19 protein-coding genes and 1 tRNA gene are annotated in these 22,646 nt (G+C 35.4%); 8 read left to right on the top strand and 12 right to left on the bottom strand.

The genetic code is table 11. From position 1 onward, the window contains the following. Positions 1-195 precede the first annotated feature (195 nt). The 4 genes from lysS to J3U27_RS11340 all read right to left on the bottom strand — a co-directional run bounded on the left by lysS (position 196) and on the right by J3U27_RS11340 (position 4,545). On the bottom strand, positions 196-1,710 hold the full coding sequence (gene lysS / locus J3U27_RS11355; RefSeq protein WP_065733572.1) for a lysine--tRNA ligase: 1,515 nt from the start codon (positions 1,708-1,710) through the stop codon (positions 196-198). A gap of 25 nt (positions 1,711-1,735) precedes the next feature. Continuing rightward, a protein-coding gene (gene prfB, locus J3U27_RS11350) for a peptide chain release factor 2 (RefSeq protein WP_141677433.1) occupies positions 1,736-2,834 on the bottom strand; the annotation gives its coding sequence in 2 pieces (ribosomal slippage) (positions 1,736-2,758 and positions 2,760-2,834; 1,098 coding nt in all). A gap of 166 nt (positions 2,835-3,000) precedes the next feature. Then, on the bottom strand, positions 3,001-3,627 hold the full coding sequence (locus J3U27_RS11345; protein WP_065563798.1) for a Fe-Mn family superoxide dismutase: 627 nt from the start codon (positions 3,625-3,627) through the stop codon (positions 3,001-3,003). 186 nt (positions 3,628-3,813) lie between these two features. Then, positions 3,814-4,545, bottom strand: coding sequence for a type 1 glutamine amidotransferase (locus J3U27_RS11340; protein WP_267377483.1), 732 nt, complete (start codon positions 4,543-4,545; stop codon positions 3,814-3,816). A 989-nt stretch (positions 4,546-5,534) separates the two neighbouring features. Here J3U27_RS11340 and J3U27_RS11335 point away from each other — a divergent pair. The 7 genes from J3U27_RS11335 to J3U27_RS11305 all read left to right on the top strand — a co-directional run bounded on the left by J3U27_RS11335 (position 5,535) and on the right by J3U27_RS11305 (position 11,566). Next, entirely contained in the window at positions 5,535-5,996 is a 462-nt protein-coding gene (locus J3U27_RS11335) for a hypothetical protein (RefSeq protein WP_065733576.1), read from the top strand. Between the two features lie 176 nt (positions 5,997-6,172). Next, positions 6,173-6,637: a hypothetical protein gene (locus tag J3U27_RS11330; protein ID WP_267377482.1), complete on the top strand. Its 465-nt coding sequence runs from the start codon at positions 6,173-6,175 to the stop codon at positions 6,635-6,637. A 311-nt stretch (positions 6,638-6,948) separates the two neighbouring features. Next, positions 6,949-7,965: a hypothetical protein gene (locus tag J3U27_RS11325; RefSeq protein ID WP_267377481.1), complete on the top strand. Its 1,017-nt coding sequence runs from the start codon at positions 6,949-6,951 to the stop codon at positions 7,963-7,965. 6 nt (positions 7,966-7,971) lie between these two features. Then, positions 7,972-8,997, top strand: coding sequence for a hypothetical protein (locus J3U27_RS11320; RefSeq protein WP_267377480.1), 1,026 nt, complete (start codon positions 7,972-7,974; stop codon positions 8,995-8,997). A gap of 294 nt (positions 8,998-9,291) precedes the next feature. Then, positions 9,292-10,056, top strand: coding sequence for a hypothetical protein (locus J3U27_RS11315; protein ID WP_220218566.1), 765 nt, complete (start codon positions 9,292-9,294; stop codon positions 10,054-10,056). Between the two features lie 421 nt (positions 10,057-10,477). Further along, positions 10,478-10,729 (top strand): hypothetical protein, encoded by a 252-nt coding sequence (locus J3U27_RS11310; RefSeq protein WP_065733579.1) that lies wholly within the window; start codon positions 10,478-10,480, stop codon positions 10,727-10,729. A 420-nt stretch (positions 10,730-11,149) separates the two neighbouring features. After that, positions 11,150-11,566, top strand: coding sequence for an SUKH-3 domain-containing protein (locus J3U27_RS11305; protein WP_267353539.1), 417 nt, complete (start codon positions 11,150-11,152; stop codon positions 11,564-11,566). 310 nt (positions 11,567-11,876) lie between these two features. On the opposite strand, the gene J3U27_RS11300 is transcribed toward J3U27_RS11305, so the two are convergent. The 8 genes from J3U27_RS11300 to recC all read right to left on the bottom strand — a co-directional run bounded on the left by J3U27_RS11300 (position 11,877) and on the right by recC (position 20,396). Further along, positions 11,877-11,952 (bottom strand) — tRNA-Asn (locus tag J3U27_RS11300). 49 nt (positions 11,953-12,001) lie between these two features. Next, the gene (locus tag J3U27_RS11295) at positions 12,002-12,604 is read right to left on the bottom strand and encodes a YiiX/YebB-like N1pC/P60 family cysteine hydrolase (RefSeq protein WP_220225339.1); all 603 of its coding nucleotides are present in this window, start codon (positions 12,602-12,604) and stop codon (positions 12,002-12,004) included. Then, the gene (locus tag J3U27_RS11290) at positions 12,580-13,158 is read right to left on the bottom strand and encodes a biotin transporter BioY (RefSeq protein WP_220225338.1); all 579 of its coding nucleotides are present in this window, start codon (positions 13,156-13,158) and stop codon (positions 12,580-12,582) included. The genes J3U27_RS11295 and J3U27_RS11290 overlap by 25 nt, the downstream gene beginning before the upstream one ends. 120 nt (positions 13,159-13,278) lie before the next feature. Beyond that, positions 13,279-13,911 (bottom strand): MBL fold metallo-hydrolase, encoded by a 633-nt coding sequence (locus tag J3U27_RS11285; RefSeq protein ID WP_065563784.1) that lies wholly within the window; start codon positions 13,909-13,911, stop codon positions 13,279-13,281. A 19-nt stretch (positions 13,912-13,930) separates the two neighbouring features. Then, complete coding sequence (locus J3U27_RS11280) at positions 13,931-15,313, bottom strand: MFS transporter (RefSeq protein WP_267377478.1); 1,383 nt, start codon at positions 15,311-15,313, stop codon at positions 13,931-13,933. Positions 15,314-15,425: 112 nt separating this feature from the next. Next, complete coding sequence (gene panS, locus J3U27_RS11275; protein WP_267377476.1) at positions 15,426-16,391, bottom strand: ketopantoate/pantoate/pantothenate transporter PanS; 966 nt, start codon at positions 16,389-16,391, stop codon at positions 15,426-15,428. 43 nt (positions 16,392-16,434) lie between these two features. After that, positions 16,435-17,226, bottom strand: coding sequence for a TatD family hydrolase (locus tag J3U27_RS11270; protein ID WP_267377475.1), 792 nt, complete (start codon positions 17,224-17,226; stop codon positions 16,435-16,437). A gap of 8 nt (positions 17,227-17,234) precedes the next feature. After that, a complete protein-coding gene (gene recC / locus J3U27_RS11265) occupies positions 17,235-20,396 on the bottom strand; it encodes an exodeoxyribonuclease V subunit gamma (protein WP_267377474.1) in 3,162 nt (1,053 codons plus the stop codon). 857 nt (positions 20,397-21,253) lie between these two features. On the opposite strand from recC, the gene J3U27_RS11260 reads away from it, so the two are divergent. Continuing rightward, complete coding sequence (locus tag J3U27_RS11260; protein WP_267377473.1) at positions 21,254-22,579, top strand: hypothetical protein; 1,326 nt, start codon at positions 21,254-21,256, stop codon at positions 22,577-22,579. The last annotated feature ends 67 nt before the right edge of the window (positions 22,580-22,646 follow it).

The following is a 22,646-nucleotide window of genomic DNA, read 5'->3' as shown; positions in this document are numbered from 1 at the left end:
AAAGCAAGCTGACTCAAGGAGTCAACGTCGTTTAGCCATAAAAAGCGATTTTGCGGCTAAGCGACGTTTGAATTACCCGCCTCGGAGGGTTTATTTTTGAGGTGTTTTATCTCAAAAAAAGTTGAGGAGCGGGGTTTTTGATATAAAAAAACTCACTTATTGGTGAATAAGTGAGTTTGATTAACTTTGTCGAAACTATTTAACTGGACGCATAGTTGGGAATAAGATGACGTCCCGAATGGTATGGCTATTGGTAAATAGCATTACGGTTCGGTCAATCCCAATTCCTAGCCCTGCTGTTGGCGGTAAGCCATGTTCTAATGCAGTGATGTAATCTTCATCATAAAACATTGCTTCGTCATCACCCGCGTCTTTTTGTGATACTTGGTCGGCAAAACGTTGTGCTTGGTCTTCGGCATCATTAAGTTCTGAGAAGCCGTTACCAATTTCACGTCCACCAATAAAGAATTCAAAGCGGTCTGTTACAAATGGGTTTTCATCGTTTCGACGGGCAAGTGGTGAGACTTCTGCCGGGTATTCGGTGATAAATGTTGGTTGAATGAGGTTAGCTTCAGCCACTTCTTCAAATATTTCAGTTACCACTCGACCAAGTCCCCAGCCTTTTTCAACTTTGATTCCCACTGCTTTTGCAATGGCACAAGCTTTGTCAAAATCATCTAAATCAGCATTGTTGGTTTCTGGGCGATAATGGCAGATTGCTTCACGCATGGTCATTTTGATAAATGGTTTGCCGAAATCAAAAGTGTGTTCGCCATATTGCACTACGGCATTCCCCGTCACGGCAATGGCTAAACGACGGAATAACGCTTCAGTTAATACGATCAAATCTTTATAATCGGCATAAGCCATGTACATTTCCATCATAGTAAATTCAGGATTATGTCTTGGTGATACCCCTTCGTTTCGGAAATTGCGGTTGATTTCAAATACACGCTCAAATCCACCTACCACTAGACGTTTTAAGTAAAGTTCTGGCGCAATTCGTAAATACATGTCTAGATCAAGCGCATTATGGTGCGTAATAAATGGTTTGGCTGATGCACCACCTGGGATGACTTGCATCATTGGGGTTTCAACTTCCATAAAGTGGTTTTCTAACATAAAGTTACGAATTTCAGTTACCACTTTTGAGCGCGCAATAAAGGTGTCACGTGATTGTTGATTAGTAATTAAATCAAGGTAACGTTGACGATAGCGCATTTCTTGATCTGCTAAACCGTGGAATTTATCGGGTAATGGGCGTAATGCTTTTGTTAGTAGGCGGATTTCTTCACAGTGGATTGATAGTTCACCTGTTTTGGTTTTGAATAAGTAGCCTTTAGCACCAACGATGTCACCAAGATCCCATTTTTTGAATTGTTCGTTGTAGTAGTTTTCGGGTAGATCATCACGAGTGACATAGAGTTGGATTTGCCCTGCAACATCTTGTAATGATACAAATGAGGCTTTACCCATAATACGGCGCATCATCATTCGACCCGCAACGGTTACAATAATTTTGTTTTCAATTAACTCTTCGTTAGTTTTTTCATCATACAATTTATGAAGATCGCTTGAAATTGCGTCACGACGGAAATCATTCGGGAAAGCAATGCCTTGTTCGCGAATTGCAGCTAGCTTTTCACGACGTATTGTAAGCTCGTTATTTAACTCTTCAATATGGTTTTGTTGCTCTTGCTGTGTTGACATAATTTTACCTTTTATTTATTACCAGTTATAAACCGGCTTTTAAGCTTTCTTCAATAAATTGATCTAAATCACCGTCTAATACGGCTTGCGTATTGCGTGTTTCAACGCCTGTGCGTAAGTCTTTGATTCGTGAATCATCAAGTACATACGAACGAATTTGGCTGCCCCAACCAATGTCGGATTTGTTTTCTTCCATTTGTTGTTTTTCGGCATTCTTTTTGTGCATTTCAAGCTCATACAGTTTTGCTTTTAACTGTTTCATGGCCTGATCTTTATTGCTATGTTGCGAGCGGTTATTTTGACATTGTGTCACAATTCCCGTTGGTACGTGGGTAATACGTACAGCAGATTCGGTTTTATTAACATGCTGACCACCCGCGCCCGATGCCCGATAAACGTCAATGCGTAGATCGGCTGGATTGATGTCGATATCAATATTGTCATCAACCTCTGGATAGACAAATACCGATGCAAATGAGGTATGACGGCGGTTTCCTGAGTCAAATGGGCTTTTTCGTACTAAGCGGTGGACACCGGTTTCAGTGCGTAACCAACCATAAGCATAATCGCCGGTTACTTTGATTGTGGCTGATTTTATGCCAGCTACATCGCCGTCTGATACTTCCATCACTTCGGTTGTAAAACCTTTCGATTCAGCCCAGCGTAAATACATTCGCAGTAACATTTCAGCCCAATCTTGGGCTTCAGTACCCCCTGAGCCTGATTGGATATCTAAGTAACAGTCAGCACTGTCATAATCACCCGAGAACATTCGGCGAAATTCAAGACCGGCTAGCTTTTTTTCGAGTTGTTCAACTTCTTGATTGGCTTCGTCAAAAGTGTCTTGATCTTCTGCTTCAATAGCAAGTTCAAGTAGGCCTTCGACGTCGTCTAGACCTTGTTCTAAGGTATTGATGGTATTGATGATCTCTTCTAGCGCGACGCGTTCTTTGCCTAATGCTTGTGCCTTTTCTGGATCGGCCCAAACTTCGGATTGTTCTAGTTCGGCATTGACTTCCTCTAGACGCTCTTTTTTGAGGTCATAGTCAAAGATACCCCCGAATGACATTCGTTCGTTCGGTTAATTCGGTTATTTTTGATTTGATAGGATTAATTTCAAACATGTTTTGCTATTTTTGCTGTTTTTAACTAATCGTACATTGTAACGGATTTAAGTATAACTTAGCAATGACTTTGCTTTAGCCATTTAAGTAAATGCGATCGTTTAACGCTATGCTAAAAAATAAAAATGACGCATAAAGCGTCATTTTTTAGGTTTATTTGAGATGATTATTTTTTGGCTGCTGCATATAATTGAGCGACTTTGTCCCAATTGATGACATTCCAAAATGCACCAATGTAATCCGCACGGCGGTTTTGGTATTTTAAGTAGTAAGCATGTTCCCAAACATCAAGCGCTAGAATTGGTGTGCCTGAAACGCCGGCAAATTTTTCGCCCATAATTGGGGTATCTTGATTCGCGGTTGACACAACTTCAAGTTTGTCATTTTTCAATACTAACCACGCCCAACCTGAACCAAAACGGGTTGCAGCCGCTGCTGAGAATTTTTCTTTAAACGCATCAACCGAACCAAAATCTTTTTCTATTGCCGCTTTAAGTTCGCCCTTAAGCTCGGTTCCAATTTTTAGCAGTTCCCAAAATAGGGTGTGATTAACGTGACCACCGACATTGTTTTTAATTCCAGTCAATTTGTCTGCTGGTACTTTGTCTAAATTTTTTAATAATGTTTCTGGACAAAAATCGTTTAATTCAGCAGGTAGGGTTTCTAATAATGCGTTGGCATTGTTTACGTAAGTTTGATGATGTTTATCATGGTGTAGATGCATTGTTTCAGTATCAATATAAGGTTCTAAAGCATCATAAGCATAAGGTAGAGGGGGTAGTGTGTAAGCCATGGAATCGCTCCTTTCATCTAATCGGAATTATTAACTACATTATTTTATGAGTATACGAACTATCAATATATCTCACAAACTATTACTTAGATAGCTGGTGGCTATCCTAATTTTTGTTTAATTTTCGTTACTTATGATTTTTTGATGATATAGCTTTGGATTGTTTCTATATCATCATCAAATTTATTATTTTTGGGGCTGTGATAAAAGGCTTAACTTGTCTAGAAATCCAAAAAGCTTTTGATTCATTTCAGAATAGTCATGTAAACGAAGTTGCTGGGGAGTATCAATAAAACGGTATTTCTCGGCTTGTTTTAGGTCGTTTTCAGAGTGAGCAATAAGTTGTTCAACCACGTCATGGGTTAGCTCCATATGACATTGGAAACCATACACGAATGGACCATAGGCAATGATTTGCCGTGGACAGCCTTCACTATAGGCAATGATTTTGGCATCTTGAGTTAAACCCGGCATATCATTGTGCCAGTGGCCGACCGCCAAACTATCACCGAAATGCGCAAAAAGCGGATTTTTTTTGCCTGCTTCAGTCAACGTAATTGGGAATTTGCCAATCTCTTTTTCCGGACTATGCTCGAAATGTGCACCTAAGGCTTCACCAATTAATTGCGAGCCAAGACAGACACCGATGACTATTTTTTGTGATTTGATTGCCGTAGATATGATGGCTTGCTCGGCTAATGAGTCAAAATGTGGACACTCTTTTTTAGTCGTTGCTGGTGATTGAGGACCACCCATAATAATCAACATATCAATCTTATCTATCTTATCTATCTTATCGGGAAGCGGCTGACCAAGATAAACACGAGAATAACTAATGGTGTGTTGATGCATTTTTGCCCATTGCTCATATGCGCCAGGTGCTTCGAAATCTTCGTGGATAATAAAGTGCACATGCATTGGTCAATCTCCTTTAATCTTATCGATTCTATTTTATATCGAATATGGACAATTAAACGCGAAGTTTATTATGAATCTTTTATTATGAAATGTGAAGATTTGGCGTTTTGTGTGTGGGATATTTGGCATAAAAATCTGCTTTAATCGGATTTAGAATGCGTAAAATTGGTTCTTGCGAGAGATTTTATGGTTTTACTACAAAAGTTAATCAAGTAGAAAAAAGACATATTGTAAAAAATAATTGGGTAGATATTGAATATCATTATATTATTGGAAGAAAAGAATAGGGAAAAATTAATATCTATGAAGCACATCCCCGAATTAAAGTCGAAATTCAATCAGTTCAATAAGATTATAAATGGATGACAATATGAAATTATTAAAGATCTTAATAATACTATTACTATTAATTAAAGGTTTTACCCAAATTCTTATTTGCAACGATGATCCTACTGTCTTTTGGGCGCTAAAATTGAATCCTCTTTCTGAAAATTATAATTATATTAATTATTTAAGTCACAATAGTTATTATGTTTTGTTTTCTGATGAAAATGAAATGATAGGACAAAATATCATTGATATGATTTATAAGATTCCTTTAATTCTTTATATTTCAGTTTTACTTATACTGTTTTTTTTTAAACGTAAAAATACAAAAGAGAAAACCCTATGAAGCAATTTTTACCACATATTACTTTTTTGATATTTTTTTGCTTTTTATAAAGCGGTTAATTAACCACAATTATTAAGTAACGAAATAAAGAAACAGTTACTCGAAAGAAGATTAGATAATTATGATATATCGTAACTTATAAACAAAGACATCAAAGAAATTTATTCTGATGATGATTTTAAGTTTAAACTGGATGCTTATTTATCCCATTTCAAAAATAATCACTGGGTATTTGATAAAGCGGAAATAAATTCACTATTATCTGAAATCAGGTATATACTCTTCATAAGATGTGATAAGCGCAACAGCAAGATTTATGAGATATTTATTATATATAACATTACTTATTTTTAGCCTTTCCTGTGTAGGTACAACTATAAAACCAGTCCCTATTGCTAATAAATTAAAAATTACCGATCAAATAGAATTAATCTTCTTAACTTATAATAAAGAATTCAATCTTTATTCAGATCCAAGATTAATTAACAATGAAGTGACATCTAAAATCGAAGGATATTATGATGATGAGCAATATACCGGTATTGACTCAATAGATATTAAAATATCTGATAATAAACATTATGTTAAAATGGATGCGATTATCAAAGGTTATGTTGAAATATCAGACAATGAAAAAATGCTACACGAAAACTATCAATGTGTCATTATCGATATCAAAAACTCAAAAGTTGTCTGGTCTGGGGTAGAGATGTGTGACGGTGAGTGGAAAGATAATCAATGGATAAGTCAAGGAAAAGTTGAATTTGATGGCAAATGAAGTTTAAGTTCGAAAGAAAGATAAATAAACAGCTAAAGAACATGGGAATTTTAACATGAGAATATTATTACTGATTCTATTGTCTTTGGCTAATATAGCATGTAGTCAAAAAATAGAAAATCAATCAGCAGTGACTCAAACAATCCCACATTTTGATGCTACGGTTTATCAACTTATTGACCTTTTTAATAAAAAAGAATTTTAAAGAAATTAACCAATATATTAATAAAGATATAGGTCTTTTCATTGTATATAATGGAAGTACCAGCCCAACAATGAGAAGAATTGAACAATTTAAATCGAATAATAAAATAATAGAAAATACAATACCGTCTTGGGTAGACGATGAATTGCTAGGGTTTTCAATATCTGGCAATCCTAAAATACAATATGAACAATATCCTACATTTGATCCATGTAGTGAAAAAGTCACTAAACTAGGTCTGTATGCCAATTCAAAAGAAAAAAATATTGAGGCTTTAAAAATAGCGCTTGGTTATTATCATTGGGAACTAAAACACTATCAATTTGAAAAAAATCCTGTTTGGGAGGAATATCAATCCATTGCCGATAAAATAGCCCCTAAAACAGTTAAAGTTGTCTATATAGAAAACTTTCCAGGTATAATGACCGAATCATGAAAAAAATATTTTTATATTTTATCTAACCCAATTAGATAATAAATGGTATTTATCCATTCTAGATTTTTATACTATGGATTGCCGTGCATAATATGCGTGATAATAAAAAAATATTCTGGCAAAAATTGTTAATATTCATAGTAAGTTATCAATTAAAAATCCACCTAAAATAAAGAGGAAATAAATTCACTATTATCTGAAATCAGGTATATACTCTCCATAAATTCTGAAAACCGCACTCATATACTGCATCCGTTATTCTATACAAGCGTTTTTTAAAGTACGGGGGAGTAAAAAATGTACAAGGAATATTGGCAATGAGATTGATAATAGTATGTATAACCCTCTTATTTATGAGTAATCAAATGGCGAATAGCCAACCGATTAATAAAAATAAAAAAGACCATTTTATTACCCAAATTATGCAAGCTCCGCTTGCCAGCCCGCCAATTGGTGATAAACATGTTTTATATCCTTTTGCCACACATTGGCAACATGCAAAAACAGAAAATGAACGTTCGGGGAGTGAAAAAGCTTTTGATGAATTGGCCGGAAATTTATATAAGCAGTCCCAATCAGAACAATCCTATAAGATCACTTTAACTATTGAAAATTTAAAACAGGTTTTTAATATCCCATATGATATTTATTCTGATATTATTGATGATATTTTAAAACAAGAGATTAAAGTTCATGTAGAGAAATTAGCTAGTTCGCCTCATTTTGATCTGTTTCTACTTACCACTGAATCCCTTGATTTAAAATGTAATCCTTGTGAATTCGAATCTAAATTTACCCTACAAACCATTATTTCTATTTCTGCTGATAAAATTATAGATAAGTTGGTAGTAGCTTACAAATATGGAAGTGATATAGGCAGAAGTTATCGTTTTTTCTATTATAACAAGGAAAAAATAATTATTAGGGAACTTGAACGTGATGAGATAAATAGTTTTGCTTCTGAAATAACAACATATCAACTCTCCTCCCAAGGCAAATTTATCCGCTATTATGACGAAAATGGTCCATTTCAAAACCAAGAAGAACAAGGCTTAGTTCAAAACCATACCCGCGAAGGTTTATGGATTGAAATTAAGCCAAACGGTTATACTCATAACAATACTTACTTAGAAGCCGAATATAAAAATGGTTTGCCCGTTAATATTTGGAAATTTTATCAATTAGAACAGCATTATAATGAACTCAATGAACCTATCTTATCCACTCGCAAAAAAGGTAAACTTTTGTACACAGAAACCTATAAAGACGGTGAGCTTGTGAATCGGGTGTTTATAGATGATGAAGTGGCTAAAATTAAAAAGGGGTAATATAGTATGAAAACGATAGTTATACCCTTTATCATCATCTTCTTGATGATAGGTTGTAATCAAATGGCGAATAGCCAACCGATTAATAAAAATAAAAAAGACGATCTTATTACCCAAATTATGCAAGCTCCGCTTGCCAGCCCGCCAATTGGTGATAAACATGTTTTATATCCCTTTGCAACACATTGGCAACATGCAGAAACAGAAAGTGAACGTTCGGGGAATGAAAAGGCTTTTGATGAATTAGCCGGAAATTTATATAAGCAGTCCCAATCAGAACAATCCTATAAGATTACTTTAACCCAAGAAAATTTAAAGCAGATTGTTCAGGATTCCTATGATATCCCATTTAATATCAACGATATTTTAAACCAGAAGATTACAGTTCATGTGGAAAAAATAGCCGGCTTTCCTCAGTTTGATCTGTTTCTACTCACCACCGAGAACCTTGAGTTAGAATGCAACCATTGCGAGTATGGAAGACACCTTATTTTTCAATCCATTATCTCTATCAGCTCTGATCAAATTGTGGATAAATTAGCAGCCACTTACGAATATGGAAATGATCTGGGTAGAAGCTATCGATTTTTCTATTATGATAATGGGAAAATAATTATTAGGGATTTTGGTAGTGATGAGACAGACAGTGCTGCTAATGAAAAAAGAACATACCAACTGACACCCCAAGGCAAATTCATCCGCTATTATGATACTAATGGTTCTTTTCAAAATACAGATCTTAATGATACAGAGGAAGGTTTAGTTCAAAACCATACTCGCGAGGGGGTATGGATAGAGATAACAGGCAGTAAATATGCGCCTTTAGGTATCGGTTATATTTATCTCGAATCGGAATACAAAAATGGCCTGCCTGTTGGTATTTGGAAATGTCATCAATTAGAACATAATGAACTGTATGAACCCATCTTATCCACTCGCAAAAAAGGCAAACTTTTGTACACAGAAACCTATAAAGATGGTGAGCTTGTCGAACGTAAATTTGTGGATAAAGAAATTGATGAATTGAATTAAAGATTGTGTAGTAAACAAATGATTATTATGCTTATCACCCTCATAAATATGAATGGTGGTAAGTAAACAATATTACCTCACGGCTATTGGCAGGAGGTAACAGAAGAGCAAGCTAAGTCATTATCTTGTTTAGTTAAATTTCTTTTACAACACTATAATTTAACAATTGATGATGTAAAATGTCACGAAGATTTATGTGCAAAAGATCCAAATGAAGGAAAAGATGTATATAAAAAAATGATGAATTATTGGCATTAATTATATAAAAAAATTTAACAGTTTAAGCGTAAAATAATGAATAAATTTTTAATACTGATAACAAGCTTATTAATAATTTTCTCTTGTAAAGCGCAAGATGAGATTACCAATATTTCTAAGTCATGTCATGATTTAAAATTTCGAAATCTAATTTATTATCAAATGTGTTTAGATTGGAATTTAAGTGCAGACAATATTCTCGAAATTACTCAAAATAAGCACGAAGAGTACTTACCTGATGATGTTAATTTTGAACATTTCTATGGTTTTACCCCTGATGGTATCTATATTAAAGCTGAATTAACGAAAAATAATAAACTTTATGATATCCTGTTAGGTTCGCAGTCATGGTTTTTACTTACCGATAAGCACACTGAACAATCACAACTATATTCTTATCGAGATCCTAAAAATTCTCGATACTTTCTAGGGGACTTTGTCACCGAAGCATTAGTCGAACAACATCCTGAGTTAGAAGAACGCTACAAACAACATTATCAAACAGCAATTAACACTATTTCGCAATATCAACCAACTACCTTAAAAGATTTTAATGGTCATTATTTTTCCACTAATTTAACTGTTACTATTAGTGATACTAAGATTAAACTCAATACGCTTGATTATGATTTACCATTATTCCTAAAAGACGATGACAATATTTGCGCCTATCAAGGATTAGCAAAAGAACAAACACAAGGCGATTTTATCTTTACCCTGTTTATTAAGGATAAAAAATATTATTTTCAATCACCAGACTTTATGGATAATAAAATGATTGAAGTTTATAAAAGAGATTAAAAATGAAGAAATCTATCTTTCCTTGCTGTTTTCTTAACTGATTGTTATTGGTTATTTAAGCGGCAGTATAAAAAAATTTTCTAGAACATACTTTGCCTTTTACGTTGTAGTTCCCTTACTACCTATAGTAAGAGAGAGCTACAACTTCAACAAAAGAAACCAGAACAGCTAGAAAAGCTGCTTTCTCAGGAAAAAGGAAACGGTGCGCATGAGAAGTCAGCAGGAGGAAAAACCCCTTTTGATACTATAGCTGAAGATGGCGATAGTGGATCTCTTGCACATATAGAAACAGGTACAAGATCAAAAGAAAAAGCATCTTTGACATCTAAAAATGTAACAAAAGTAAAAGAACTTATAGAGCAGATAATAGACCACCCTAACGCATTAAAATAATAAATAAATGATGGAGAAGAATTAAATAATGCAGAAAAATATTGAAATCTTAAAAATTATTAAAGAAACTAATCATACAGAAGCTATCAATTTAAGAAGTATTGATATGAGGGTAATGATGAAATGCCCTGAAGTTGTTTACCATAAAGAATTATTAATCATCATTAATAATTTACTTGAAAAATCTTATATTGAATGGGTAAGAGAAAATTCTAGTGTAATAATTACTAAAAAAGGCATTGAATACTTAGATGGATTTGAAAAAATGAGTAATATTTAAAATTGGTAGCTAATTTTACTATCCTATATTTTTTATGTATTGAAAGATATAAAAATTTATGAGTAAACTTCGAAAAATAGAATCTAGTTACCAGTTTGAGAGAATGTTTCTACATATTGGAAGTATAGCGAGTCCAACTAGGTAACTTGATGAGTTAGAACAAGATAAATTAATATTACATGAAGGTATTTTTGATAAAGATCCCTCTTTTTATAAAAATATTTTGACAACAAAAAAGGATTGGATTATTTAAATGAAAAATTAAAAAACACTTCATTTTCTACAAAAGAATTGACTGGGCAAAGAATTGATATATTGAAAAAAATATTTGGTATAGATTAATTTTATTTTGTGTTTAATAAGGGATAAATAAAATCTGATGAAAACAAAGGAAACGATAGAAATATTAAAAAAAGCAGGATGGGAATTAGGGAGAGAGAAAAAAATAAAAAAGAAATAGAATTTTTAGCAATTAAAGGCTATATCATATCAGATTCTTTTGTTTCTTTTTATAAAGAATATGGGCAATTGTATATTGATATTAAGGTAAAAGGAAACGATAGAGTAATTGATTTTAATATATATACTCCAGTAAGTTATGATTATGATGAAGTTATTATAAATGATTACCCTAAAATAATAGGTTCTAAAAATTTAATTCCTATAGGAAATATTGATGGAACATCTTATTTAGTCATAGACGAAAATAAAAAAATATATTCTTTATATGATGGAAGTGTTCTGATTATAGGTGAAAATCCAGATAATGCATTAAATAATTTATTTAGTAAGGAATGGAGAGAATTTCAGGAATTACCCATACCTGATTGGTGGTAGAGTATTAAAAAACAAAACCTTACTTATAACTTATTTTAACTATAACGAATAGAATTTAAATCTTCTAATTTGTTCTTTTCTTCCGAGAGATAGATTATCATGCAGCAATCGAAAGCGATCCTCAAAGTATCGCTTTACTTCTTATTTGAAAAAAAAGAGCATTTTTGCTGACCCGCATTTAAACCCGAAAAAATATTGAATTGATAAAAAAATTGATAGATGTATATAGATAAGAGGAATACTAAAAAAAATATAATATATTGATTTATAATCAAATAGAGATGTATAGATATGAGATGAAGTGGAAAGTTGGCTCCTCCAACAGGACTTGAACCTGTGACATACGGATTAACAGTCCGCCGTTCTACCGACTGAACTATGGAGGAACCGAAATGTAGCGCGCATATTATAGATTTAATCGCTCCATGTCAACTGTTAAATTTTTTTTACTGTATTTTTAACGCATTTATGATGATTCACGATTGTTTTGAATAAGGCTTTTTGTCTAAGTAATTGCTGAGGGTGTGAGCCAAGTTCGCCTTGCGGGATGGGTTGTTTTTGGTAGTATTTGATCCAATAAGGAATAATTTGACCAGTCGCAGAATCTTTGAAATTCATTGGATAGCGCTGAAAATAGTCTTCACCTGATGGGTATTTAAAGGCATAAGTAATTAATTCGCTACAGTAAAATCCTTCATCTTCAGCACGGAAACTATGGTTATAGGGCAATCCTAAACACGTTTTAACACGGGTTAATGCATTTTTGATGACTGAATCATCATAAATGGTTGCGACCAGATTATATTTAGCTCTCGCTAAAAAGTCATTAAGAGGTTGTTGAATCACGCCATGCTGTTGAGTGGCTTCTATGACGATATTATTACCAATATATAACCCAACATGGTTTATCTGTTTGATTATTTCATCCGTGTCGGCACCAGAATGCGTCACTGCGGTATTGAATTCGCTTTCTTCATTCTGGGCTTGGAAAATAATATCGCCAATTTGCATGGTTATTTGCGTGCGTGGTGGCGCCATAATGAGAACATTACGCAAGTTGCAATAATAAATTTAACTGCATCAACACCAACGAAAGGTAAGTAGCCAACTTTTAGTGCTTCGATAAGTGAAATATGCATATATCCCATTAGATAAACGACACCAAATACAAATAAGAGTTGATGTGCACAAGCAAAGGCAATTAATCCTAAAATAAAGTGACGATCGTACCCTTTTTCGGCAGCAAAACCGGCTAAATAAGCACTAAATATATAACCATACAAATAACCTGATGACGGTGAAGCTAATGCCATAATTCCACCGCTACCGTTAGCGAATAGTGGTAATCCCATTGCACCTAAAAAGAGATATTGAAGTATGGTTAATGCACCTAGTTTACGACCTAAAAAAGCGCCAATTAACAATACGGCTAACGATTGAAGTGTGAATGGTACTGGGTATGTGGGAATACTGATATTAGCTGCTAACCCTAGCAGTAGGGCCGCCCCTGTAGTTGCACACAGTTTGCGTTGCCAAGATGATAAGTTAAATAGTGTATTGATATAAGTTGGATAATATGTTGTGAGTTTCATTATTTTCTACCATTAAAAGATAAACAGTAGTGCAATAATAATACAAAAATTTATAATGTAAACTCTTTTGTTTCAAAAAAGTTTACATTATTCTTTAATCTATTTAAACAAATAGTGACGTTATACTAAGTAAGGGTTAGTCATTCGTTCATTACCAAAGCTCGACATCGGGCCATGACCAGGTACAAAGATAAAATCGTCACCTAATGGAAAGAGTTTATGGGTAATTGATGAGATCAGATCTGCATGATTTCCGCGAGGAAAGTCGGTTCGTCCAATACTGCTTTTGAACAGCACATCACCCACAAAAGCAATTTTATCTTGTTTGTTAATAAATACGATATGGCCCGGAGTATGACCTGGGCAGAATAAAACATCTAAAGTGACATTTCCTACTTTTATTTGTTCACCTTCGGTTAACCAGCGATCGGGTAAAAAGCTATCAATGTGAGGAAAACCAAATTGTATGCATTGTTGTGGTAAGCCTGACAGTAAAAATTCATCTTCTTGGCTAGGGCCAATAATTTTAACGTTATAGTGTTTAGCTAATTCCACCGCTGCACCAACATGATCTAAATGACCGTGGGTAAGCAGTATTTGTTTAATATCTACATTAAGCTTTTCAACTGCTTTTTTTAGTAGTTCTGGCTCACCACCTGGATCGATAAATGCGGCTTGATTTGTTTCATCACACCAAATAATGCTACAGTTTTCTTGAAAAGCTGTAACGGGAATGATTTGATACTGAAACATATTGTTATCTCCTTGTTGTTTAGTGCCGAGCCGTTAAATTTTGACCATCTTCTTTTGTTAATTGTGCAAAGATTATGCTTGATAGCATAGTGACAACACCTAGTATAACAAAGGATAGCTGAAATGCGTGAATAGTCGTTGTTGAGTTGCTAAATAATCTAACCAATACCGCACCAAAGCCAGTACCAAAACTGATGGCTAATTGTTGATTAACTGCCATTAAACTATTGCCGCTGCTGGTGTTTTCGCCTTGTAGGTTAGCTAAAGTTATACTATTCATTGAGGTAAATTGCATTGAGTTAACGCCACCAATACAAAATAGTAAAACACCTAATATGACTAGTGGTGTGGTTAAATTTAATAATGACAGTAAAAGAATCAATATTCCCGCTAAAATAGTATTTGCAACCAACACAAAACGATAACCTAATCGAGCCAATAATTTAGTAATAAAAAATCGCGTAAAAATTGAAGCGATCGCCATTGGTACTAACATCATTCCGGCAAACATGGCTGAATAGCCAAATCCAACCTGTAAAAATAACGGAATAAGAAAAGGTACACCTGAAATACCTAAGCGACAAACTAAATTCCCGATAATGCCAATTTTGAATGTACGGATATTGAATAATGAGAGTGGAAACAGCGGTGCTTGTCTCTTTTTGGCGTAGCTACGATAAATAAAGAGAAATACGATGCTAATAATAGCAAGCGATAGCGGTAAATAATATTGTTGACCTTCATTTAAACATTCAATACTCAGCGTCGCGCTGATGAAGGTTATAACAATAAAAATAAATCCAAATGCATCAAAAGGCATATGTTCACCTTTTAGGTTCGGCATATATTTTAAGCTGACAAGCACACCTAAAATACCAATGGGCAAATTAATCAAAAAGACCCAATGCCAACTTACCATATCAACCAAATAACCACCTAAAACAGGTCCGAGTACCGGTCCAATTAATCCGGGAATGGTGGCAGTATTTAATGCGGATAAAAACTCATTACGTTTAAATGCCTTAATTAAAACCAAACGGGAAACGGGGACCATCATTGAGCCACCAATGCCTTGAATTACTCTTGATATATCTAAGAATATTAACGAATTAGATAGCGCACAAAGCAATGAACCTAATGTAAAGAGTGCGACCGCCATGACAAACACGTTTTTGGTACCAAATTTGTCAGATAAAAACCCACTTACCGGAATAAATAGTGCCAAGGTTAATGCGTAACAAATTACCGCTGATTGCATATTTAATGGCGATTCATTGAGATCTTTAGCCATGGTTGGCAGCGCAGTATTTAAAATCGAGGTATCAAGCGATTGCATAAAAAAAGCAAAGGCTGCAATCCAAGGTAATATTCGATAGACAAAAGGAGGTAATTCGCGATTCATTTTATTCAGCCTAATATTATTAAATTGCACGAACGATATGCTTAGCGCTAAGATTATGCTCTCTTACCTTTATGATTGGGTAAGAGAGCCCATGAATGCTATTTTATGATAATTAATTATTAGCTTTTTTCTTATTTTTAACCGGTTTACCTTGCCAATAACCCGCCAAGAGTGAGCCAGAAATATTGTGCCAAACAGAAAATACCGCAGCTGGCAGTGCTGATAAAGCTGAAAAATAGGTGGTACCCAGTGTTGCAGCTAACGCTGAGTTTTGCATTCCCACTTCTAAAGACATGGTTCGGCAGGTCGATTCATCAAATCCAAATAAACGTCCTCCCCAATAACCACCTAACAAACCAATTCCATTATGGATGATTACGGCAAAAATGACCGTTATACCGACTTGACCAATGAGCGCATGACTACCCGCTACCACTATGCAAATAATTAATAAAATACATAACATTGAGAGTAATGGTAGGAAGCGCTCACATTTTTTTACTACTGAATATAAAAAGTGGTGAACAAATAATCCCAATAATATTGGAACAAGTACTATTTGGACAATATGCACTAACATATCCCATACTGGTACTTCAACAGTGGTGCCGACTAATAGTAGTGTAAGTAGCGGGGTGACCACGACACCAACAAGTGTTGATACTGATGAGATGGTGACCGATAAAGCCACATCCCCCTTAGCCAGATAAATCATTACATTCGAGGCGGTTCCACTCGCAACACTACCAACTAAAACCATGCCAACTAATAACTCAGGTCGCATGGTAAATAATTTAGATAAGATCAATGCGGTTAGTGGCATAACAATATAATGCAGTAGGGTGCAAATTATTACCGCTTTAGGTTTGGTAACGACGCGTTTAAAATCATCAATACTTAACGTTACGCCCATGGTAAACATGACAAACATTAATAGTTGTGATGTATGAGGGCGAATTGGAAGGAATGCGTTAGGTAAAAAATAGGCGATTATTGCGCAAAGCACTGCCCATAGAGGAAATAATCGAGTAAGTGAAATAAGGGATTGCACAAATAACTGACTATAGCGTCGAGACATAAGCACCACCTTGTGGCTGAATAATTTTTTAATAATTATATGGTTAAGTTTGATTTAGTATTTCCATTTTATTGATTCTATTAAATAGCGTCAAGGTATTTGTTAGAATTGTGTCGCGTATTTCTATCGGATTTTCAGGACGTAATTGACAAAGAATCTTAAAAATATCGACAATATTTTCTGGTCGATTGATTTGTCCTTGCCGGCCACTTAACGGCATGTCAGGTGCATCGGTTTCTAACACTAAACTTTCGAGCGGTAATTTGGCGATGGTTTGACGAGTTTTATTGGCTCGCGCATAGCTTATTACGCCACCCACACCAATGTAATAGCCTAATTTAACAAATTGCATGGCTTGTTGATAACTTCCAGAAAAACCGTGGATCACGCCACGACAGGGTAAATTGGCTTGTCGTAATTCATGATAGATAACATCGTGTGTTTTGCGGGAATGGACTAAAATCGGTAAATCAAACCGCTTGGCTATACTCAATTGCGCTCGGAAAAAATCAAGTTGCTTTTGCCACGCAATCGAGTTGTCATAACGATCCAAACCGATTTCGCCAATAGCGACTATTTTTTTTGAGTGAGTACTAACTTTATCTACTAATATTTCAAGGTCAGTAGGGGAGTGTTGATATATAGGATGTAGGCCAAGTGCAGCATAAAGTTCATGATACTGTCCGCTGAGTTGCAAAATTTGGCTAAAATGATCAGCACATACGGACGGAATAATTAAACCAGTAATCTGAGCTTGGCGAATGTGGTTGATTGAATTATCTAAATCGGTAACAAAAGCAGGAAAATTGAAATGGCAATGTGTATCAATAAACATAATGCCTCCTATTCTTCGACTTGATGTAATAATACCGGTAATAAAAATCGCTGAGCAAGATGGGTTATTTGCTCAATTAATTCATTGTTCAACTCAGGGTATAATCTTGCGTAATAACTATCACATTCAGCGGAGTGAAATTGTCCACCTTGCCATGCATTTAATAATTTACTGATGGCTTTTTCACTCGGCTCAATTTCTGCTGTTTTTGGATTATATGCGGTAATTAACCAACTCCAAGCACTTTGTAATGGTAACAACATCGGTTGATTAATACCTTGTATATAACCGTCAACCAAATCAGTTAATATTGCTAAAGCTTGGTTAGCATCAATGTGTGAAAAACGCCATTGGTTGTCTTCTCGCCCATATAATCGACTTTGGCTTTTATCTGTATTTAAAATACAATAAATTAAATGGTCAATCCATAATGATATACCATCACGAATAGAGAGATTAGTCGGTCGCCAAGTTAAAATGCCATCTTGTTGAATATGAGTTAACCATCCTTGTAATTGATAATGTTGTTTATCTATCGAAATGGTTAAATTCACCTCTGACGTTGAAAAATCGGTTCGCTCTTTAATGATTTTGTTGGCTAATGGCTGTAATAATTCACATTGTTCATCATAAATAATCTCACCAAAAGCCCCATCTGGTAATTCACCCGTCAATGTTAGGCGTTGATACAAATTATCAGTTGAGTCCTTAGTGATCATCTCATTTAGAATCTGTAAATTGAGTTGATAGCGTTTCAAGCTATCTAGGCTAAAGTTTTCGGCATCGGGTAATGTGTCATCTAAATAATTGATATAAAAATTAAAGCGTTTTTGTAAAAAGAATCGAATAGAGTGTTGATAAAATCGCTTTAGTTCATCCAGATTGATGTTATCAACAACCATATTGGTGATATCACTGATAAATGATTGGCTTTCCCCTGCTTTTAACGCTGCTGGTAACCACTCATCGGCATAACTTCTTGGCTCATTTAAGAAATTTAGCGGATTAAATGGGGTGCGGGTATGCAATGTTTTTAATTTATCTATTAGATGATTTTTTTTAGTGGAATTTTCATCCGTTGCATAATACTGCACAATATAATCCCAAAGTTCATCAACCAATACCGATGGATAACGTTCGCTATCATCTTTCATATCACGGCCAATATAACTGATATAGAGTTGATTTTGTGCCGATAAAATAGCTTCCAAAAATAGATAACGATCATCAATGCGTCGACTACGATCGCCGCGTCTTGGATTTTGTGCAATTAAATCAAAATCTAAAGGTAATGATGTTCTTGGATAGTCACCATCGTTCATACCTAATAAGCAAACCAATTTAAACGGAATAGAACGCATTGGCATCATAGTACAAAAGTTTATTTTACCAACTAAGAATCGATGCGCTAAGTGGCTTTGTTCCAATCGGGTTTGCATAGCATCATGTAAGACGGTTATCGAAATATTGTCGGTAAAATTGGCATTTAAACCACTGCTGATCAGTTTTTCCCACTCTTCTTGGATCATGAGTAAAATTGATTCGCGCGATGTATTGCTAACAAAGAAGTCATTGATAAGCTCAATACAGCAACTTTGCCATTCAGATAACGGTTTGTCTTCACTTAAAATATTTAGCCATTTACGTACAGATTTTATAAATTCTGCTAATTGGCCAATTAATTCGGCATCTAATCCTGTAGCCCCATCATAAGGTAATATCTGTTGCCAGCCACCTTGTTCACTATTCATGGTATAACCAAGTAGTAAGCGCTCAATACCAAATAGCCAACTGTGAGCATTTTCGAGACCAAAACGAATGCCAGACTCAATAATCCAAGTATGTAATAAAGTTAGTTGTGGCTCACTTATGGCAAATTTTTCAGCAATTGCTGGGATTTCTAGCAGGTTAAATAACTCTTCAGCAGTAAAGCGGCTTTCAGTAAAGTTTAAAATAGCAAAAAATCCTTGCACAATTGGATCGATGTTACGCGCTTTTTGATCGGAAATGGTAAATGGTAAATGACGTTGTCCTTCAGCATTACCAAATACGGATCGAATATAAGGTACATACTTATCAATATCTGAAACCATGACAATACAATCACGTAATTCCAGTGTAGGATCAGCATCAAATGCCGATAATAGATAATCATAAAGTACTTCGACTTCCCGCTGTTCGCTATGACAAGCATGAAATGTTATCGATCTATCTTGGTTATCGATTTCATCTACTGGTGCTTCACGGTAGAGCTCTAAAATATCTTGCTGAATAGCATGTAATAGACAATTACGTTCATTGTCGACAAAGAGATCAATATCCTGCTTATTTTGAAACTCTTGCAATAAAAATAGGTTATCTCGTCCCAATTTTCCCCACGATGTCAGTAGTGGGTTTTGTGTATCCGATATTTCAACAATATCTCCCCAATACCATTTACAAGGGTTGTTAAACATGAGGTGAACATCTATATGTTGTCCAAGTGCGGATAATAGCGATAGATAAATTGGGGGCAAAGAGGTGATGCCAAAAATATAAATCCGCTTAGGTAAATTGTTTAATCGGGCGCGATCAAAGTCACTATCTAACATAATCTCTAACATTTGTTGATAAATGTTAGCACGATGATAGGGTTGGCTAATCGAGATGAGTTGACGCCATAATTCCGCTTGCCACTTCTCATCCGGATGGTTGTTTAATTCAGTGACTGTTTGATTGGCTTCCCATTTGGCTAGCCAGTCTGGGCGATAAACTAAATACTGGTCAAATAATTTTGCTATGCGAGTTGCTAATTGGTACTGTTTTCGTTCTTCTTTATCAATATCAAGATAATATTTGATTGTTTCAAATTCTGGCCGCTCAATAATTTTTGGCAATAGATAATATAAACGCCAAGTCATTGATTCGACATTATAACTATTTTCAATTGGTGCCTCAGGCAGAAGGGCTTGGTATAACTGCCAAATAAATTGACTCGGAAAGGGAAAATCAACATTAGCCACAATACCAAGATCGTTAGCCAATTCAATTTGTAACCACTGCGCCATCCCTTGGCTTTGCACAATGACCATATCAGGTGTAAATACTTGCTCTAATGGGTCTCTGCGCATTAATTCGCTGACTAATGATTTGAGTAAATCGACTTGATTAGAATGATAAATAGTAAACATGGTTACATTAGTTTTAATATAATTAAATTGATTATCGCCGATTGTTATTAATAAATCCAGTTACGTATAGGTGGTGTTTTTTATATCGTAATAATTCTTATAACATCCAACTCGCTTTTGTAAAAAAGTTGAGGAGCGGGGTTTTTGAGGTTCAAAATTTTGGTTTGAAATATAGTCTCAAATAAATGATTGCGCTCAAACTGTGGCACTTTTTAGTAGTTCTATTTTTCCATCAAAAAAGTTGAGGAGCGGGGTTTTTGAGGTTTTAAATTTTACTTAAAAAATTATTCAAATATCAAAATCACTGAATTTCTAATTCAAAGCTCTAAAATAAAATTTTTGAGGATCAATCGCTCTAATTTTAAAGATTTGTAATTGAAATATATTTAATTAAAACAAAGATTAACCGGTTAGCTCCCAGATCCTTTTTAGATCCTATTTACAAAAGTTAACGTAAATGAGCGAAAAAAAGTGTTGCATCGTGTTTTTCCAATCACTATACTTTTTACACGGTTTTAGCTACTAGGCTAAAATTTAGCAGAAAAGTATAAAATTGTAAATTAATCAAAAAATTACTTGACAGGATTGTCACATATGCATTATAATTTTCAACAGGCAACAGGCAACAGGCAACCTGGCCAACCTATCTTTTAAATTCGTCTAAGTCCAGCACCCAGTTTAAATTTTTCACTGAAACTTATTTTTCCACGCAATCAAGTGAAATTCTGCGAATTTTCGCGCGATCGCTTCCGCGATCCTCTTTTCGAACGTTTTTCCGGTCGTTTTCCGGATCATCTTTCAGATCCTGTTTTCGATCCTTCGGCTTTTCCAAATTATCCCGGCAGATTGTTTTTTCCGTGGCTCTTTTCCTTCCTTTTTCGGGTCACGCATTGACATCACAGACAACTAGGAATGCGATACAGGGTAGTGCACCTTATCTGACTTTCGACGGTGGTCGTACACGTGTTGTTGATACTAACGGTCTGCTTGGGATTACGCTATCTAACGGAGCTAATTACACGCCTTCAACCAATACTTCATCTTCTTCAGCTCCAATCGTCTTACCCGTTGAGGGTCAGAGTTTTGCTGATATTCGTATGTTCGTTCCTACTGATACAAATTCAGTCGCTTTGAGTTCTCTTATCGGCCCTCCTAATAATTATTGGGGAGATGATGATGGTGATGCTGACGTTACTGCTACTGGTTCTTTAAGTTTATCTATCGTCGATAAAAGAGGTCAGTCAGTATCACGTAGTACCGTTCCAACAATTTGTAAGGCACCTTATAGGGTTACGTTATCCAGTACTGACGGTACATTATCTACTCGTTATGGATTTCCTAATCGTAGTACTTTCAGTGCTCGTAGTGAGACTTATTACGTCAATCCTAAGGCTGCGCCGGTGGTTTGTTTTGCCAGACCAAATATGTATTATAATTATATTAGTGCTGGCCCAGCTTCGATGTGGGACCCTGATAGGGGTTTTCTCACTCAAGAAACAGACCCGTCACTTTACGGTAGAAACTTTCCTACAACTGGTGCTAATGGATTGTACTTTGATTTAGATATTAGTGGTGTAAGTCAGCCATTGTCTTGGTCTCCTGTTTCTCATGGAGGTATCACTGCTACTATGTCTAATCCTACTGCTACAAGCGTTCATGTTACTTTAACTGGTCCTTACGCTACCACATCCCAACATAGTTCATCCAATCCTGGTCCTATTTCTAAACCTACTTTGCCTCAGACCTTCGAGTTGGTCGGTCGTGATAGTAATGGTACTCCAGTCGTCAAATATGGTTTTACATTGAAGCAGTGGTTCGTCCACCGTGGTTATGTGGTTGAGCTCAATTATTCTCCTGCCTTATCTTGGTGTAATAGTATTGGTTATCGAATGCCTCGCGTAAGGGATTTAACCAATGCATCTTGTCGTGATACAGGTTTCACTTGTCAAGGCGCTGTCAGCGCCACCCCTTCCTCGCCTAGAAATCGGTTTATGTATCATATAGGTTCTGGCTTTGTTGCGGAGTGGGGTCGTATGGTGGATTATTCAGGCGTTGGCTTCGTCAACCATTGGTACTGGACTAGTGACCGGCGTGGTAGTTACCAGTTTATCGTGCACACAGACGTCCCAGGGGGCGTGGATTCGCGCTACGACTACACCAACGTCCTTTGCTCCCATCCTTAGTTTTTATTTCTTCGTCCTTAATCCTTAGGGCGGGGGCGGGGGTGATAAAAAATAGTATTAGGTGATT

The sequence above is a fragment of the Gilliamella sp. B2911 genome (assembly GCF_026536965.1).
Taxonomy (GTDB): Bacteria; Pseudomonadota; Gammaproteobacteria; order Enterobacterales; family Orbaceae; genus Gilliamella; species Gilliamella apicola_E.
This window is presented reverse-complemented; position numbering and strand designations above follow the sequence as displayed.